The organism is Flavobacterium yafengii, from assembly GCF_030010375.1.
GTDB lineage: Bacteria > Bacteroidota > Bacteroidia > Flavobacteriales > Flavobacteriaceae > Flavobacterium > Flavobacterium yafengii.
Map to the genome: position 1 here is coordinate 79,179 of NZ_JASCRY010000006.1, position 18,482 is coordinate 97,660.

The following is an 18,482-nucleotide window of genomic DNA, read 5'->3' on the forward strand; positions in this document are numbered from 1 at the left end:
AATTATTGCTCTGAAAATTGCTTATTAATTAATTCTGACACTAATTTTCCAGAAATTAATGCTGGTGGAACACCTGGTCCCGGAACGGTCAATTGACCCGTGAAATATAAATTCTTTACTTTTTTACTTTTCAATTTAGGCCTCAAAAAAGCGGTTTGCAATAACGTATTTGCCATTCCGTATGCATTTCCTTTATAAGAGTTGTACTCTGAAACAAAGTCGTTTTTGCAAAATGATTTTTTAAATATAATATTATTTTTCACGCTTTGCTGTGTTAACGTTTCAAAACGATCTATTATTTTTTCAAAATATTCTTCTCGTAATGCCTCTGTATCATTGATTCCCGGAGCCAAAGGCACTAAGAAAAAGCCAGATTCCATTCCTTCAGGAGCAGCAGTTTTATCTGTGACTGATGGAAAATTGGCATAAAACAACGGTTCCTTTGGCCATTGTGGCTCATCATAAATATCTTTGGCATGCTGATAAAAATCAACATCAAAAAACAATGCATGATGCGAAATATTCTCTATTTTTTTATTGAAACCTACATAAAACAATAATGACGAAGGCGCAAAAACTCGGCTGTCCCAATATTTTTCAGAATACGCGCGATGTTCCTGATCCAATAATGTTTCGGTATGATGGTAATCTGCACCGCTCAAAATCAAATCGGAGGCAATTGTTTCGCCATTTACTAATAATCCTTTGGCTGTTTTATTGTTTACGATTATCTTTTCGATACTAGAATTCATTTCGAATTTCACTCCTAATTCTAACGCTAAACTTTCCATGGCACGAACTACATCAAACATTCCTGTTTTAGGATGCCAGGTTCCAAGACCAAAATCTGCATAATTCATAAAACTGTAAAACGAAGGCGTATCAGATGGTTTTGCACCAAGAAACAAAACGGGAAATTCCAGAATTTGAATTAATCGTTGATTTTTAAATTTCTTTCGAACATCTTTACTGATGTTGCTAAAAAACTGTCCAACTTTTTTAGCCGTTTCAACGGTTATTAACTCTAGTGGAGAAACTCCCGGACGATACACTAAATCCTTTATGGCAATATCATAATTACTTTTGGCTTCAGCCATAAAATCATTTAATACAGTACCACTTCCTTTTTCGATTTTCTCAAAAGCAAATATAATATCTGTTAAATTATCCGCAATTGTAATGAAATCATCGATTCCGTAATACACGCGGTACGCCGGTGATAATTTTATTAACTCGTAATAATCTGAGGTTTTCTTTCCAAAATCAGCAAAGAAGCGATCGAATACATCCGGCATCCAGTACCAACTTGGTCCCATATCAAAAGTGAAACCCTCCATTTTTAATTGTCGTGCTCTTCCGCCAATTGTTGCATTTTTTTCATATACGGTAACATCGTGACCACTTTGCGCTAAATAACAGGAAGCAGCAAGCGAAGAAAACCCAGAACCTATAATTGTAATTTTTTTTATCTCTCTCATTTGTTTAGCAAATATACAAAAAGTTTAAACAAAAAATCAAATTTCATCCACTAATTCAGAAATGGAATTGAAAATTGATATTTTATCTGAAAGCCCTTCTTTGTTGATAAACTCCACCAAACGTCCAGTATACCATAACTCTGTATTCTCATCTAATAATTCATCTGCCATTTTTTGGATGTATTCATCCAAAATATCTCTTTCAGGTTGCACTGTGAAATACGAAATAAAAATAATCGAGTCAAAATGCTTTTTCAAATCTTTCAAATTACTAATAGGCATACTTTCACCCAAATAGATAGTTTTGTAGCCCAATAACAGAATTTCATAATTCAAATACATCAACCCCAGTTCATGAATTTCATTCATTGGTAAGGAAAGCACAAAAACTTTATCGTTTTTAGTTTGCTTTAAAACTTGAAGTTTTTCAGTATTTATCAGTAATTTTTGCTTGATTAAATAACTGATAAAATGCTCGTGAGCAGGAGTTATCGTATCAGATTGCCATAACAATCCGAGTTCGTTCATCAAAGGAATAAAGACTTGAAGAAATATTTCCTTGAATGATTTTTCAGCAATTAACCAATTGTATGTATTGAAAAACAACTCTTGGTCAAAATTCATCATTGCCATCTTAAATTCACTGATAGCGTGACTTTTGGCTGTTTTGTTCGAAATTATTTCCCGTACAAGCGATGGAATTTTATCTTGTGGATAGGTGGCTATTTTTGAAATTTTATAGCCATAGTCATGTAGCAAAGTAATGTTTAATAGTTTTTGCAAACTAGCCAAATCGTACAATCGGATATTAGTATCTGTACGCATCGGTTGAAGAATATCGTATCTTTTCTCCCAGATTCGTATAGTATGTGCTTTGATCCCTGAAAGATTTTCAAGATCTTTAATACTAAACACACTTTTTATATTGTTTATCATTTGTCTAAATTTAATAAACAAATGTAAAATAAATTTTATTATAAATTTGAAATAATTTGAAAACTATTGTATTATTCTAAAGTGACGTTGTAAAAGGCATTTAATTTGTCTAAATCAAGGATTGTTTTTGAATTATCAGTACTTCGCGTATACATAGGTTCAAATTTAGCTCCGTAAATAACTTCCTCAAAAGTATACGAAGTGCGAATGGCAACGGTATTGCTAAACATATCATCAAAGGTTTTTATAAAAACAAGGATTTCACCATTAATACTATCAAAATCGGCTGCCGTAAAATTATACAGCGGACTATTTTCGGTTATGGGATGTACCAAAGTCCAGCTTAAGGTTAATGCATTTATTCTTTCCAATTCTAAATCTAAAGTATAAAATTTGTTCGTTTTAGCACCATTCTCCTCCACACTCATACCAAGAGTCATTTTGGCTTCAGCATCAGTAAAATTAGTGTTTTTGAAAGGTGTAATTCTAATCATTAAACCTTTCATTTCTCCATAAGGAGCGATAAGGGCATTGTGTGAAAATTTCAAAAAAGCGGTTGGCTTACTGAAACGTCCAAAGAATAAACCGGTAGCAATTGCAAAACTCAACAACCCAATCAAAGCTTCAGCAGCAGCTAATAAACTAGTTAAAAAACCGGAAGGACTAATGTGTCCATACCCCACTGTTGTAAAAGTTTGTGCACTAAAAAAATAGGCCTGACCAAATTGAACCCAATTTGAACCTGAAGCATCAATCCCATTTAAATTTTCGATTCCGATGGCATAATACAGCAACGCAAATAAAAAATTCATACCCACGTAAAACAACAAAAGAATTAACATGAATTTCCATCTTGGCAAATCAATCATGGTATGATACCAACTAATGCGATGCAAAAGATGCATGCCGCGTTTCTCTACGTTAGCAGTTCCATTTTTATTCACAAAACGTCCACCATAATTATTGGCATTTGTTCCAAAACCAGTATTCGTATCTGCCTTTGCTTTTGAATTTATTTTCTTCATTGCAGTTATTGCTATTCATTTATTGCAAAGTAAAAATAGCAAAAAACCTTTTATAAATTAAGAAGTGATTTTACCTTTCAAATAAGTCATTCCTAAATCCTACTTATTTTTACAGAACTATTCTTTCATTTGTAAAAATAGTTTTAAATCTCTCATTAATGTTCGCTTTCAAGAACTTTATTTTTTTAATAATTCATAATTTTTACACTAAATATTTTCAAAAAATAATCGTAATAATTTGAAAATCAATACCTTTACATGTGTGTTTTTTTTTATAAATAAAAATTAAAATCATGTATGACGGGATGTTAAAAGATAGAATTGAGGCGGGTATATTGCTTTCGGAAAAACTAAAAAAATACCAGAATAGCGACACCATAGTACTTGCCGTTCCCAGAGGTGGAGTACCTGTGGGATATGTAATTGCTAGAAGTTTACACCTTCCTTTAGACATCGTTCTTTCAAAAAAAATAGGACATCCCAGTAATACAGAATTTGCAATAGGCGCCGTCTCATCAGATTCCATGATTCTTGATAAGCATCCAAATATTCCTAAAAAATATATTGACGATGAAATTATCCGATTGCGGAAATTAATGAAGGATAAATACGAGCTCTATATGGGCAATAGAAAACCACTGGATGTGAAAGGGAAAAATATAATCTTAGTAGATGATGGCATCGCTACAGGAAATACTTTACTTGCCAGTATAAGCATGCTTCGAAAAAAAAATCCAGCAAAAATAATTGTGGCTACACCTGTAATACCGTATGACAACGTGCCTGTGTTTGAAAAAAACGCAGATGAGTTTATCTATCTGATAGCTTCCAAATATTTTAGAGGTGTGGGCGGATTTTATGAAGAATTCAATCAAGTGGAAGATGAAGAAGTGATACACTTGTTGAGTCTTCCCATAGCTGATTAATGTTGTTTTAAGCTCCAGTTTTATTTTTAAAATTTGAAATGATAGAAAAATCAGATTTCTCCTTTTCAAAATTAAAAACTAAAAAAATTGCAATTACCACTAATGCTAAAACAATTGCTTTTTTTTCTAAATTAGTTGAATTAAATAACTGCTATGAAAAAACTAACCAAAGAAGATATCAGTCAGGAAGTATTTGACTTATACGATGATTATGCCCACAATAAAATCGAAAGAAGACAATTCGTCGAGAAACTATCCTTATTTGCAGTAGGAACGCTTACGCTTCCGTCACTTCTTAGCTTTATGACACCCAATTATATCGATTCTATTTTGATAAAACCAGGTGATCCCAGATTAAAATCAGAATTCATCACCTACGATTCTCCTAAAGGCGGAGGAAAAATTAAAGGTCTTTTATCCCAACCCACAGGAACCAAAAAGAAATTACCGGGAATCATTGTGGTCCATGAAAATCGAGGATTAAATCCATACATTGAAGATGTAGGACGAAGAGCCGCTGTGGAAGGATTTATCACTTTGGCACCGGATGCTTTATCGCCACTGGGCGGTTATCCCGGAAATGATGATGCGGGAAGAGAATTACAAAAAAAACGTACCCGTGAGGAAATGCTCGAAGACTTCGTTGCAGCCTACGAATACCTAAAATCCCACAAAGATTGCAATGGACATATTGGTGTGGTAGGATTTTGTTTTGGCGGTTGGATTGCCAATATGATGGCGGTAAAAATTCCAGATTTATGCGCCGCAGTTCCTTATTATGGAGGACAACCCACTGCTGCCGAAGCCGAAAAAATAAAAACGCCTATCCTAGCGCAGTATGCCAGTTTAGACACGCGCGTAAATGAAGGTTGGCCCGCTTTTGAAGCCATACTTAAAAAGAACAAAGTAGAACATATCGCTTATTTCTATGAAGGAGTGAATCATGGTTTTCATAACAATACGACTCCCAGATACGATGAAAAAGCTGCCACTTTATCGTGGACACGAACGATAGATTTTTTTAAGGAAAAATTGAAGAAGAAATAATTTCAGAATTTAGATATTTAAAAGTCCCGTGATTGGGGCTTTTTTCATTTATCTATTTTTAAGAATTATCCCCGCTCTCCTACATGCTTATCGGAAACGCTGGGCAAATGTCTCCGACTTTGACCCCGCAACGACAAGCAATCCTACTTATGCTCGTTTGTTACGAGTCCCAATTTTAATTTAGAGCACCATCGTAGCGTTTGCAACGCGATTACTTCAACTTTCGGTACGCACATTTATAAACAATATAATCAGCAAGTAAAACAGCATTATCCCTGTAACGGTTTTTAATAGCCTACCTTACAAAAAAAAATGTCTATAGAGCACAAGGTTCGATTGGTCGAAGAATTATTTGACCGTCTTGAAAATGAAGTAACAGTGTTCCAATCAGAAACTCATTTACAGTGTCGCACCGGTTGCGGCAAGTGTTGTTCCACTCCAGACATCAATGCTTCGCCTTTGGAGTTTTTACCGTGGGCATTGCATTTATTTTTAAACGGGAAAGCTGAGGAAATGTTAGTCGAGCTAAACAACAAATCCGATAGCAATTGCCATTTGTACCGACCACTCACTGTTCTTGACAGAAACATGGGAAGTTGCAGCAATTATCGCTATCGCGGTTTGATTTGCAGGCTTTTTGGGTATGCCGCCAGTAGAGACAAATATGGCAAATTGCGATTAGCCACTTGCAAAATAATCAAAGAAGGACAACAAGAAAACTACAATACGGCCGAAGAAGCCATCAGCAAAGGACTCTACGTACCCGTTTTTACTGATTATTACATGCAACTCTCACAAATTGACAACAGACTAGCCACTACCATACTTCCTATAAATGAAGCTTTAAAAACTGCTATCGAAGAAGTCTTGCATTATTATGCGTACAGACCGTTTCCGGGCGGTCTCGAAAACATCGCTTAAAACACTAAATATATTTCATAAAAAAAGCCCCAAACGGGGCTTTTTCACTATATTAAATTCAAGTTTTTATTTACTCAAATACATTTTTCTTCTAGAATACAATTCGTAGAATTGATCGTCTTTCAAGTCGTCAATAAACAAGATGCTTTCTCCTGTTGATTTCATTTCTGGTCCTAATGCTTTGTTCACATTATGGAATTTGCTAAAAGAGAAAACCGGTTGCTTGATAGCATACCCTTTTAATTGTGGGTTAAAAGTAAAGTCGGTTACTTTATTGTGACCTAACATAACTTTAGTCGCATAATTTACATAAGGTTCTCCGTACGCTTTTGCAATAAATGGAACCGTACGAGACGCTCTAGGATTGGCTTCAATGATATAAACGATATCGTCTTTTATCGCAAACTGAATGTTGATTAAACCAACGGTTCTCAAAGCCAACGCAATATTCTTAGTATGGTCTTTTATTTGTTGCATTACAAATTCGCCTAAATTAAACGGAGGCAAAGTAGCGTTACTGTCTCCAGAATGCACTCCGCAAGGTTCGATGTGCTCCATAATTCCTATGATGTACACATTCTCGCCATCGCAAATCGCATCAGCTTCCGCTTCTATCGCACCATCCAAATAATGGTCTAAAAGCAATTTATTTCCAGGAATCGTTTTCAACAAATTGATTACATGTTCTTCCAATTCTTGTTTGTTGATGACAATTTTCATTCCCTGACCACCCAACACATAAGAAGGACGAATCAATAATGGGAAGTCTAAAGTGTCCGCTAAAGCAGAAGCTTCATCAGCCGTTTCTGCAATCCCAAATTGTGGGAAAGGAATTTTTAAATCGGTTAAAAGTTCTGAGAAACGGCCTCTGTCTTCGGCTAAATCCAAAGCATCAAAACTCGTTCCTATAATTTTAATACCGTATTTAGATAGTTTTTCAGCTAATTTTAAGGCAGTTTGACCTCCTAATTGCACGATTACACCTTCTGGCTTCTCATGTTGAATAATATCGTAAATATGCTCCCAGAAAACTGGTTCGAAATACAATTTATCGGCTGTATCAAAATCAGTCGAAACCGTTTCTGGATTACAGTTGATCATGATGGTTTCATAGCCACATTCTTTGGCGGCAAGCACACCGTGAACGCAAGAATAATCAAATTCGATTCCTTGTCCAATTCTATTTGGGCCTGACCCAAGAACAATTATTTTCTTTTTATCCGTAACAATACTTTCGTTATCAACGTAACGCGTTCCGTCCGCTTTTTCTATTTCGGCTTCAAAAGTCGAGTAATAGTAAGGCGTTTTCGCTTTGAACTCAGCCGCACACGTATCAACCAGTTTGAATACACGGTTGATGTTCATCGTAGTACGCAACGTATGCACCTGGCTTTCTAAACATCCTACCATGTGAGCGATTTGTCTGTCGGCAAAACCTTTTTGTTTCGCTTCTAGCAATAATTCTCTCGGCAAAGATTCTACTTTGTACGTAGAAATTTCTTTTTCTAATGTATAGAGCTCTTCGTATTGTTTCAAGAACCACATATCGATTTTAGTGATTTCATGAATGCGGCTCAATGGAATTCCCATCGCGATAGCATCATAAATCACAAAAACACGATCCCAACTCGCAAAAGTCAGTTTCTCGATAATTTGTTCGTAGTTTTTATATCCTTTTCCGTCAGCTCCTAAACCATTTCTTTTGATTTCCAATGATTGAGTCGCTTTGTGCAATGCTTCTTGGAACGAACGTCCAATTCCCATTACTTCACCAACGGATTTCATTTGAAGTCCCAACGTTCTGTCAGCACCTTCGAATTTATCAAAGTTCCAACGAGGAATTTTTACAATCACATAATCCAAAGTTGGTTCGAATAAAGCCGAAGTCGATTTGGTGATTTGGTTTTGCAATTCATCTAAGTTGTAACCCAAAGCGAGTTTGGAAGCAATTTTTGCAATAGGATACCCCGTTGCTTTTGATGCCAAAGCAGAGGAACGAGATACACGAGGATTGATTTCAATCGCTACAATGTCTTCTTTATCGTCAGGCGAAACGGCAAACTGCACGTTACAACCTCCGGCAAAGTTTCCGATGCTTCTCATCATCAAGATTGCATAATCACGCATTCTTTGAAATGTCGTGTCAGATAATGTCATTGCTGGTGCAACTGTGATGGAATCTCCGGTATGAATTCCCATTGGATCCATATTTTCGATAGAACAGATAATCACAACATTATCATTTTTATCTCTCAAAAGTTCCAATTCGTATTCTTTCCAACCCATTAAAGCTTTATCAATTAAAACTTCGTGAATGGGTGAAGCTTCTAAACCTCTGGTTAAAAGTTCATCAAAATCTTCTTTTTTATAAACAATAGCTGCTCCGGTTCCACCTAAAGTAAAGGAAGGGCGGATTACTAGTGGGAAACCAAATTCCTGAGCAATTTCTTTTCCTCTAAGATAAGAGGTACATATTTCTGCAGGCGCAGATGGAACTCCTATTTTTTTAAGAAGGTTTTTGAACTGCTCTCTGTCTTCGGTAATATTAATGGCGTTTACATCAACCCCGATTAATTTTACTCCAAAATCTGCCCAAATTCCTTTTTCATCGGCTTCCAGACACAAGTTCAGCGCTGTTTGTCCTCCCATGGTAGGTAAAACAGCATCGATTTGAGGATGTGCTTTAAGGATTTCAATAATTGATTTGGTCGTCAATGGCTTCAAATAAACATGATCGGCCATGGTAGGGTCGGTCATAATCGTTGCCGGATTGGAATTTATCAAAATAACTTCAATTCCTTCTTCACGAATAGAACGGGCAGATTGAGATCCTGCATAATCAAATTCGCACGCTTGACCAATAACAATAGGACCTGAACCTATTATTAAAACTGATTTTATAGATGTATCTTTTGGCATTGTATGGTATTATTGTGTTGTGTAGTTGTTGTTTTCAAAAGATTAAAGTTACTGAACTCAAACCCTTTACCTGTAAATCTTAAACTTTTTTTAACGAATAGGTATAAAAAAAGGCGATACTAAAAAAAGTAACGCCTTATTTATGTTTATACAAACATTATTTTTTGTGTCTTGGTTCGCAAGAAACAGTCAATTTATGTCTTCCTTTAGCTCTTCTACGCGCAAGAACTTTTCTTCCATTAGCAGAAGCCATTCTGTCCATAAATCCGTGCTTATTTCTTCTTTTTCTTTTCGATGGTTGAAACGTTCTTTTGCTCATTGCTTTGTATCTTTAAAATCTTATTTATATGTCTTCCTATTTCGAATAACTGTTATTCTAAAACCGAGTGCAAATATACAAAGACTTTTTTTTCTTGCAAGTAGTTTTGTAAAAATATTTTCAATTCATTTTACTATATTTGTGATCTTAAAATAATCACACTATGTTTCACAGAAATATTAAACTTATTATCGCCGGACTTATTATAGCTACAGGCGTTTGGCAATTTACAGAAGGAAATATCGGTAACGGAATATTCCTTATATTATTGAGTGCAATTCCTATTTTTCTTTACTTCAAAAACGAATTCATCTTACTTGCTTTCTTAAAACTAAGAAAACAGGATTTTGAGGGTGCTAAAAAATGGCTGGCTTACATCAAAACTCCCGAAACAGCTTTGGTGCAAAAACAACAGGGATATTTTAATTACCTTCACGGAATCATGCTTTCGCAAACCAATATCAATCAAGCAGAGAAATTTTTCAAAAAAGCGATTGAACTAGGATTATCAATGGATATGGATTTGGCTGTAGCCAAATTAAATTTAGCCGGAGTAGCCATGACCCGCAGAAGAAAATTAGAAGCTACTACACTATTGAATGAAGCAAAAAAATTAGACAAACAGAATATGTTGAAAGATCAGATTGTCATGATGAAAGAACAAATGAAGAAAATATAATTTTTTTATAATTATCGAAAAAGGGTCAAATGATACACATTTCACCCTTTTTTCAGTTTATGCCTATAAGTCAAATATTTATAACTCCACTTATATTTTCTTAAATGCCTTAATGGTTAAAAAAAACAGTTAATACCCTTTTAACGGAATTTCGATTTGATATTTTTTACCGGTATCATTTATTAATTTTGTTTCTCTGAGCCAAGGATTGTGAATTTTTAAAATCTTATAGTTAATCCCTTGCCCTTTTGCAAAATCAGCCAAATCCGTAATCGAACTGTCAATTTCTATTTTTCGCGTTGGCAAGTTTCCATATAAATCTTCGGGAGCAATGGTAAATCCATATTTTACTGGATTCTCCATAATTTCTTTCAAAGCTAAAATTCTAAAAACATAGCGAAACGTTTCTTCCGTAAGCAACAAATCATAGTAATTAGTCACTTTTTGAATGTCAATTTGCTTGTTAACACCCGTCATTCCTCCGTTATAAGAAGCTGCCGCCAAAGTCCAGCTTCCAAATTTTCCTTTGGCACTCAACAAATAACTGCAGGCCGCTTGAGTTGATTTTTCTAAATCATAGCGCTGATCCACATTTTCATTGACCTCCATTCCGCGCTCTTTTGCCGTATCTGGCATAAATTGCCAAATTCCTCTTGCTCCTGCTGGTGAAACCACATTTACTAATCCACTTTCAATAACTGCCAAATATTTAAAATCATCCGGAATACCGTTCTTTTTTAAAATAGGCTCAATCACCGGAAAAGCACGATTTGCTCTTTTTATAGCCAAAATAGTAGACGCATGCAGATTTACATTTACCAGCAATTCTCTGTCCAAACGCTCTTTTACATCCGATATTTTCAAAGGCGTTTCTTCGCCTGCAAAATCTAGTTTCACAGGAAAATTAGTCGTAATTTGTTTTGTCACCTCTTTTTCTTCTGTCGGATTTTTAGCAGCAAAAACAAATACACCGCTCGCAAAAATCACGGTAAGGATTATGGCAACTTTATTAATCAATTTCATCTTTTCTTTTTTATGCCTTTCATAGCGTTATAAAAGTGCGTTTACTTCTTTTCTGTTTCCAATATAATAGAAGGCAAATTTTCATTCAACCATTTGTACTTGTTCAAAATCATAATGTGCGTCCCTCCTTTTACAACGATACAATTCTTGATATATTTGATTGGAAAAACATCATCAGCATCTCCGTGAATGTGAATTACGTTTTCATCAATAAGGGTTCTATCCCATAAAATCACTTGTTCCACTGCCCAATTCAAATAACGAATATCCCGAACCGAGAGAAATTTCTCGTAAAGTTTAAGCCTTTGATTTACTTTTTCGCCAAAGGAAAACTTAGCCAGGCTTTCAATATTTGCAAATAAACTCATCGGAATCAGTTTATACGCTTTAGTAGTTTTAGCAATTTTTAATCTTCTAGGAAATTCAGCATTACATCGTACACTGGAAATAATAATAACTTTGCGTGCCGCCACATATTTTGCCATTTCCTGTACCAAAATACCTCCAAACGAAACGCCAATCAAAACCGGATTCTCATGTTTTATTTTTTCCGTTATCCGCTTGGCATAATGAGTCAAAGATTCATTGTCCAACGGAATTTCCCACTCTAATAAATAGATTTCAAACTCGTCTTCAGGAAGTACAATACGCTCAAAAATAGCAGCACTTGACGCTAAACCAGGCATTAGATATACGGGAATTTTACTCATAATTGTTTTAACGATTTTATAACACCATTCCGCTTTTTTATGGCGAATTTTGTATAAAATTAATTTTTTTATCCAAACCCTATTCACTTTTTACTTTATATTATCAATAATTTATGACAACACAACTATTTGAATCAAATACAAGAGGCAAGGCCGATTTTGGATGGCTTAAAGCCAATTTCTCATTTTCTTTCGGAAATTATTTCAATCCAGAACGCGTACAATTTGGAATGTTACGCGTTTTAAATGACGATACCATTGCGGGCGGAACAGGTTTTGGCACACATGGACACGCCAATATGGAAATCATCACTATTCCTCTCGAAGGTGGACTAAAACATCGTGACAGCATGGGAAATGAAGGTATAATTGGTTTTGGAGAAGTACAAGTAATGAGTGCCGGTTCTGGAGTGGAACATTCTGAAATGAATGCCAGCCAAAAAGACGAAGCAAAAACACTGCAGCTATGGGTTTTTCCTGACACCGAAAACGTTACTCCAAGATATGACCAGAAATCATTTGATATTGAAAATCAAATCAATACCTTTGTAAACATCGTTTCGCCAAATGATAAAAATGACGGAAATGCACTTTGGGTTTACCAAAAAACCTATTTTCATTTAGGCATTTTCGACAGCAATACCACCACTAGATATGAGGTTAAAATCCCCAAAAATGGTGTTTACTTATTTTTGATTGAAGGTGAAATAGAAGTGAATAATCAAATTTTGAAGGCAAGAGATGCCATGGGAATAACCGATTTTGATCAATTCGAAATTAAAATCAGTACCAAATCAAAAATATTATTGGTAGAAGTGCCAATGAATTAAAGTCAATTAATATGAATACAGCAATCACTATGGAAATCAAAGACAATACTTTCTCAAGACAATTTGAAACCGTAGTGAAAGAAGGATTGGTTTCTGTTGAATATTCCTTTCAGGAGAAAAAAATATTTTTGACAAAAATCAATATACCCGAATCATTTGATGATGAAGAATTTATTTCTAATTTCCTAAAAAATATTATGGAAATTGCGATTGAACGAAAATTAAAAGTTGTTCCTATTCTTCCAAAAATAGTAGTATTTTTCAAAAAAAATCCTATTTACAAAGAACTGCTTCCTCCCGGAATACGATTATAAAAAAAAGGCTTTGTCATTACCAACAAAGCCTTTTTTATTTATTAAAAACTCAAAACCTGAATTAATTTCTATCCTTACCACGAGAAGGGTTATTGGTTCTTTCCGGCACTGTTTTTTCCATAGGTCTTCTTGATGGAGCTGAACGAGTTCCTTCGTTTTGTTGCCGATTCGTTGGCGCATTGGATCTGGCAGGACGAGCTGTTTCAGGATTGTCTTGACGGCTTCTTGGAGCCGGTTGACGATTTGTTGGCGATGCAGGCCGAACAGGACGCGCTGATGAAGGGCTTTGTTGACGATTTTCTTCTACATTTTGACGTCTTGTAGGTCTCATGGGCTGATCCGAACGGGAGGTTCGAGGATTTACAGAACGATCTCCTCGCATTTGTTCTCGAGTTCTGGGAAGAACCGTTCCTTCCGGTCTTGTAAAAGCTCTTCCTTGATACGTATCTCTATAAACATTATTCACACGGTTTCTCCTTACTACCGGAGAGCTGTTCCTTCTGGAATAATAATAGGAATACGCAAGCGGATATCGTACATATCCAACTCTGCGATAAAAATCATTTCTATAATAATGACGGTGGTAATCCCAATAATTATAGTAATAAATGGGAGTCCATGCACGCCAATAAGAAGGATAATAACCCCAACGCCACGGAGATATATAAACTACAAATGAAGGAGAAAATAAATTGATTATTATTGGCCAATTGTTAACATATAAAACTCCATTCCAATAATTACCAGTGTACGCTCTTTCATAACCTAAATAGCCTGGATTTGGCGTATATCCATCTCCTGCTGAAGGTTCCAGAATATAATCTTCACCATACAATTCTTCATCGCCTATAATTTGAATAACAACCTTCCCATATCTATTTTTATTGACTTCTATAACAGCCACATCCTGATATTCAATTCTATTTACCGCTACGCGAAGGACTATTGAATAAGAATCGCCTTCTCTACGACTAACTACCTGAATATAATCGACATAGCCATCATTATTCAAATCAAGATTATTAATATTGGTATCTTTATCATTAATTGCTCTTTCAAATTCTTCTAAAGTTTTTGATTTTTGAAAAATATCTAATACTGCATAAAGATTAAGGTTATCACCCGGCATATCCAAAGCTACCGGTCTGTTATCTATTTGTGAAAACAGAGGCACACTAAACAGCGTAGTAGCTAAAAAGACTAAGGATAAAATTAATTTTTTCATGACTAAAAATTTTATACATTGAAATTCAATTACTACACAAGGTACGAAAAATTTAAAATTAAATACTTAATAACAAACACTTTAACCTTTTTTACATAAAAAATTACATTCAAAAATCTCTATCGTTTTACTGCAAAAAAACTGCTCAAAAATTGACTTAAATAAAAACGGCATGCGTTATCCGCATGCCATTTTAGTATTTATAAACTGTTCTTACCAAAGACTATTTTTCTATCTCTCGCATACTGTCCATTTTTTTATTTGCCAAGAAACCGGTAATATCTTCAAAATGTTCTACTACTCTTTTGTTTCCAAATTCGAAAACTTTAGTTGCCAATCCATCCAAGAAATCCCTGTCGTGAGAAACCAAGATTAATGTTCCGTCAAAGTCACGCAATGCATCTTTGATAATATCTTTGGTTTTCATATCCAAGTGATTCGAAGGCTCATCCAGAATCAATAAATTCACTGGTTCCAACAATAATTTAATCATTGCCAAACGCGTTTTTTCACCACCGGAAAGCACTTTCACTTTTTTGGTCACATCATCACCCTGAAACATGAAAGCCCCTAAAATATCTTTAATTTTAGTTCGAACATCACCCACGGCAATATCATCAATAGTTTCAAAAATAGTAGCATTTTCGTCTAATAAAGAGGCTTGATTTTGTGCAAAATAACCAATTTGTGCATTATGACCAATCTCTAAACTTCCACCATTTATTTCGATTTCTTTCATAATGGCTTTGATCATCGTCGATTTTCCTTCCCCATTTTTCCCTACGAAAGCTACTTTTTCTCCTCTTTCGATAACCATATTTGCATTCGAAAAAACCACATGATCGCCATATGATTTTGACAAATCCTTTACAATTACCGGATATTGTCCGGAACGTGCGGCAGGTGGAAATTTTAGTTTCAAAGCCGAAGTATCCACCTCGTCAACCTGAACAATAACCAGCTTCTCTAACATCTTAACACGAGACTGAACAGCATCCGTTTTAGAAAACGTCCCTTTAAAACGATCGATAAAAGTTCTATTATCAGCAATCATGCGTTGTTGCTCGTCATAGGCTTTTTGCTGATGCACACGTCTGTCTTTTCTGAGTTCCAAATAATGAGAATATTTGGCTTTATAATCATAAATACGTCCCATTGTAACTTCGATGGTACGATTCGTAATATTATCTACAAAAGCCCTGTCGTGAGAAATTACCACAACAGCTTTGGCTGAATTAATCAAGAAATCCTCTAACCATTGAATACTTTCAATATCCATGTGGTTGGTAGGCTCATCCAGTAAAATTAAGTCTGGTTTTTGCAAAAGGATTTTGGCAAGTTCGATTCGCATTCTCCATCCACCGGAAAACTCCGAAGTCTGACGGCTAAAATCTTCACGTACAAATCCCAAACCGATTAGGATTTTCTCTACTTCAGCTTCATAATTTATTTCTTCAATAGCATAAAATTTCTCGCTTAAGTCCGAAACTCTTTCGATTAATTTCATGTACGCATCACTTTCGTAATCAGTACGAATGGTTAGTTGCTCATTGATTTCATCGATTTCTGCTTTCATTGCAAAAACTTCTCCAAAAGCTTTCGAAGTTTCTTCCATCACCGTCGCACCATCTGTAGTCAATAAATGCTGAGGCAAATAGGCCACAACAGCATCTTTTGGTGCCGAAATATTACCTGTTGAAGGTTTGCTTTGACCTGCAATAATTTTAAGCAGCGTCGATTTTCCTGCTCCATTTTTACCCATTAGGGCAATTTTATCATTTTCATTTATAGCAAAAGAAACATCACTAAAAAGTGTCGTGCCACCAAACTGCACAGAAATATCGTTAACTGTAATCATTTAGATTATAAGATTTTTAGATAATTAAATTATCAGATTTTAAAAGTGCAAAGATAGATTAATTCAGGAATTGGACAATTGAATAATTTACAACAATTTATTTTTTGGACAAAAGAAATATAAAATTTAAACGGAGCACAATAATAGTATTTTTTTATAGTTTTGCATTTGATATTTAGACCTTTAACCACTAAAAACAATCTGCATTTGAAACAACATTAAATCTTAAAAACAACAAATCCCTAAATCATTATGAAAATAGTAATCCCTGTTTAAACAATGTAAAAACAGGAGAATGGTGTAGAAAATAAAACCGATGCGTAAACCGAAAACCTAACTTTTATAGGTTGAATGAAAATTTAAAAACTAGATCATGACAAAAACATTAACAATTATTCTCTTGTGCGCTTTCCAGTTTATTGTAGCCCAAAGCAATGAAGAAATTGTACAGAAAGCTTGCGAAGTACAAACAAAATGGGGCTTTAAAGCCAAAAATAAAAATATTATTACACTCATTGATTTTTCAAAATCAATCAACGAAGCCAGGCTTTATGTTATTGATTTAAAAAGCAACAAAATACTTTTGACCAGTAATGTGGATCATGGTTCCGGCTCAGGAACAGGATTAACTCCCAGTTCATTTAGCAATATTGAAGGAAGTAAAGCCACTTCATTAGGATGTTACCTTACGTTACAGACGTATGAAGGTATGTGGGGATATTCTTTAAGATTAGATGGTTTAGAAAGCGATAAGAATTCGAATGCTTTGAAAAGAAACATCGTTGTTCATTCGTCAAAAAAAATGTTCAGTAAATTTAGTTGGGGATGTTTTTCAGTTCCGGACAACAATGCCAACACCCTAATTAACTTAATAAAAAATGGGTCACTTATTTATGCTTATCAATAAAAGGTTAACTTAAAATAAAAAAGCCTCAATCAAGAGGCTTTTTTATTTTATATCTAAAAATGAGAAATTATTCTTTTCTCCATTTTTTTGATTCTTCAAAAACATGTTCTAGAATAGCGGCTTCTCTTTCATCAAAATCCACGTTTCTGCGGCTCATCACTAATCGAGCTGTTTCAAAAGCTTTTTTAGTCACATAAGTGGTAAAACCAGAAGCGCCACCCCAAGAAAAACTAGGCACAAAGTTGCGAGGAAATCCGCTGCCAAAGATATTAGCGCTTACACCTACTACCGTTCCCGTATTGAACATGGTGTTAATACCGCACTTGCTGTGGTCTCCCATCATCAATCCGCAAAACTGAAGTCCTGTTTTAGCAAAACCTTCCGTTTCATAACTCCACAATTTCACTTCTTCGTAATTATTCTTTAGATTAGAATTATTACTGTCGGCTCCAATATTACACCATTCGCCAAGAACAGAATCTCCTAGAAATCCATCATGTCCTTTATTCGAATATGCAAAAAGCACTACATTTTTCACTTCACCACCAATTCTGGAATAAGGCCCAACTGTTGTAGCACCATATACTTTTGAAGCCATTTTTACTTGTGCATTTTCGCACAAGGCAAAAGGTCCTCTAATTACTGAACCTTCCATGATTTCTGAATCTTTACCTATATATATAGGACCTGCAGAAGCATTTAAAGTAACAAATTCTAACTTTGCCCCTTCTTCTATAAATATATTTTCAGGTGCAATGACATTGACACTTTTTGGGATTGGCTGTGATTTTCTATCCTCGGTTACGTATTCAAAATCCTCTCGTATCGCAGCATCATTTTTAGAAAAAATATCCCAAGTATGTTCAACCGTTATGCAATCATCAGTATATTCAATAATTTCATAGGTATCAAAATTTACTTCTTCCTGCTCTTCATTCGTATAAAAAGCAATGACTTCATCTCCTTTAAAAATAGCTTGATTGGGTTCTAAATTACTAACCATTTCTGCTAATACATCATTAGGAAGAAAGGAAGCATTTATCATTACATTTTCTTCTAATTCTACCATTGGAAATTTCTCTGACAAATATTCTTCTGTCAACGTAGTTGTCGTAGAACCCAGACGCATTTCCCATTTTTGACGAATGGTCATGATTCCAATAAGAATATCCGCAACCGGACGCGTGAAAGTAAAAGGTAATAAAGCGTTTCTGGAAGGTCCGTCAAAAAGTATGTAATTCATAAAATTGTTTATTTGTTGATTCGGTTATTTGTTGATTAAAATTAGCTCAAACAACTTCCCTTTTTATAATATTGACTTCAAAGTTACAAAGTTTTCAAATAAATAAAATAAAAAAAGCCTTC

The 18,482-nt window shown here is 34.9% G+C and carries 17 protein-coding genes; 7 read left to right on the plus strand and 10 right to left on the minus strand.

The genetic code is table 11. The features are described from left to right. Positions 1-2: 2 nt before the first annotated feature. The 3 genes from QLS97_RS16155 to QLS97_RS16165 form a co-directional block, all read right to left on the minus strand. A complete protein-coding gene (locus tag QLS97_RS16155; protein WP_282718094.1) occupies positions 3-1,478 on the minus strand; it encodes a phytoene desaturase family protein in 1,476 nt (491 codons plus the stop codon). A 36-nt stretch (positions 1,479-1,514) separates the two neighbouring features. Next, positions 1,515-2,414 (minus strand): MerR family transcriptional regulator, encoded by a 900-nt coding sequence (locus QLS97_RS16160; protein ID WP_282718095.1) that lies wholly within the window; start codon positions 2,412-2,414, stop codon positions 1,515-1,517. A 71-nt stretch (positions 2,415-2,485) separates the two neighbouring features. Continuing rightward, the gene (locus QLS97_RS16165; protein ID WP_428831797.1) at positions 2,486-3,439 is read right to left on the minus strand and encodes an ion channel; all 954 of its coding nucleotides are present in this window, start codon (positions 3,437-3,439) and stop codon (positions 2,486-2,488) included. Between the two features lie 293 nt (positions 3,440-3,732). On the opposite strand from QLS97_RS16165, the gene QLS97_RS16170 reads away from it, so the two are divergent. From QLS97_RS16170 to QLS97_RS16180, 3 genes are all read left to right on the plus strand, one after another. After that, positions 3,733-4,365 carry a phosphoribosyltransferase gene (locus QLS97_RS16170; RefSeq protein WP_282718096.1) on the plus strand — a complete coding sequence of 211 codons (633 nt, stop codon included), beginning with the start codon at positions 3,733-3,735 and terminating at the stop codon, positions 4,363-4,365. Positions 4,366-4,518: 153 nt separating this feature from the next. Continuing rightward, positions 4,519-5,412, plus strand: coding sequence for a dienelactone hydrolase family protein (locus QLS97_RS16175; RefSeq protein WP_282718097.1), 894 nt, complete (start codon positions 4,519-4,521; stop codon positions 5,410-5,412). Between the two features lie 312 nt (positions 5,413-5,724). Then, on the plus strand, positions 5,725-6,333 hold the full coding sequence (locus QLS97_RS16180; protein ID WP_282718098.1) for a YkgJ family cysteine cluster protein: 609 nt from the start codon (positions 5,725-5,727) through the stop codon (positions 6,331-6,333). Between the two features lie 66 nt (positions 6,334-6,399). On the opposite strand, the gene carB is transcribed toward QLS97_RS16180, so the two are convergent. Beyond that, positions 6,400-9,252, minus strand: a complete 2,853-nt coding sequence (gene carB / locus QLS97_RS16185) for a carbamoyl-phosphate synthase large subunit (protein ID WP_282718099.1) — start codon at positions 9,250-9,252, stop codon at positions 6,400-6,402. A gap of 157 nt (positions 9,253-9,409) precedes the next feature. Continuing rightward, on the minus strand, positions 9,410-9,571 hold the full coding sequence (rpmH, locus tag QLS97_RS16190; RefSeq protein ID WP_007136275.1) for a 50S ribosomal protein L34: 162 nt from the start codon (positions 9,569-9,571) through the stop codon (positions 9,410-9,412). Positions 9,572-9,734: 163 nt separating this feature from the next. Here rpmH and QLS97_RS16195 point away from each other — a divergent pair, with 163 nt between their 5' ends. Continuing rightward, positions 9,735-10,250 carry a DUF2892 domain-containing protein gene (locus QLS97_RS16195; protein WP_282718101.1) on the plus strand — a complete coding sequence of 172 codons (516 nt, stop codon included), beginning with the start codon at positions 9,735-9,737 and terminating at the stop codon, positions 10,248-10,250. Positions 10,251-10,379: 129 nt separating this feature from the next. Here QLS97_RS16195 and QLS97_RS16200 read toward each other — a convergent pair whose 3' ends face one another. Further along, positions 10,380-11,273, minus strand: coding sequence for a lytic transglycosylase domain-containing protein (locus tag QLS97_RS16200; protein ID WP_282718103.1), 894 nt, complete (start codon positions 11,271-11,273; stop codon positions 10,380-10,382). Positions 11,274-11,314: 41 nt separating this feature from the next. Beyond that, complete coding sequence (locus QLS97_RS16205) at positions 11,315-11,983, minus strand: alpha/beta fold hydrolase (RefSeq protein WP_282718105.1); 669 nt, start codon at positions 11,981-11,983, stop codon at positions 11,315-11,317. A 113-nt stretch (positions 11,984-12,096) separates the two neighbouring features. Between QLS97_RS16205 and QLS97_RS16210 the strand changes: the two genes are divergently transcribed. Further along, positions 12,097-12,813, plus strand: coding sequence for a pirin family protein (locus tag QLS97_RS16210; RefSeq protein WP_282718107.1), 717 nt, complete (start codon positions 12,097-12,099; stop codon positions 12,811-12,813). Between the two features lie 29 nt (positions 12,814-12,842). Then, on the plus strand, positions 12,843-13,127 hold the full coding sequence (locus QLS97_RS16215) for a GNAT family N-acetyltransferase (RefSeq protein WP_282718198.1): 285 nt from the start codon (positions 12,843-12,845) through the stop codon (positions 13,125-13,127). Between the two features lie 61 nt (positions 13,128-13,188). On the opposite strand, the gene QLS97_RS16220 is transcribed toward QLS97_RS16215, so the two are convergent. Together QLS97_RS16220 and QLS97_RS16225 are read right to left on the minus strand one after the other, a co-directional pair. Beyond that, the gene (locus tag QLS97_RS16220) at positions 13,189-14,352 is read right to left on the minus strand and encodes a hypothetical protein (protein ID WP_282718109.1); all 1,164 of its coding nucleotides are present in this window, start codon (positions 14,350-14,352) and stop codon (positions 13,189-13,191) included. Between the two features lie 223 nt (positions 14,353-14,575). Beyond that, positions 14,576-16,210, minus strand: coding sequence for an ABC-F family ATP-binding cassette domain-containing protein (locus tag QLS97_RS16225; protein WP_099716090.1), 1,635 nt, complete (start codon positions 16,208-16,210; stop codon positions 14,576-14,578). A 373-nt stretch (positions 16,211-16,583) separates the two neighbouring features. On the opposite strand from QLS97_RS16225, the gene QLS97_RS16230 reads away from it, so the two are divergent. Beyond that, positions 16,584-17,117: a murein L,D-transpeptidase catalytic domain family protein gene (locus QLS97_RS16230; RefSeq protein ID WP_282718112.1), complete on the plus strand. Its 534-nt coding sequence runs from the start codon at positions 16,584-16,586 to the stop codon at positions 17,115-17,117. Positions 17,118-17,184: 67 nt separating this feature from the next. Here the strand turns inward: QLS97_RS16230 and QLS97_RS16235 are convergent, their stop codons facing one another. Then, on the minus strand, positions 17,185-18,360 hold the full coding sequence (locus QLS97_RS16235; RefSeq protein WP_282718113.1) for a GlmU family protein: 1,176 nt from the start codon (positions 18,358-18,360) through the stop codon (positions 17,185-17,187). Between the last annotated feature and the right edge of the window lie 122 nt (positions 18,361-18,482).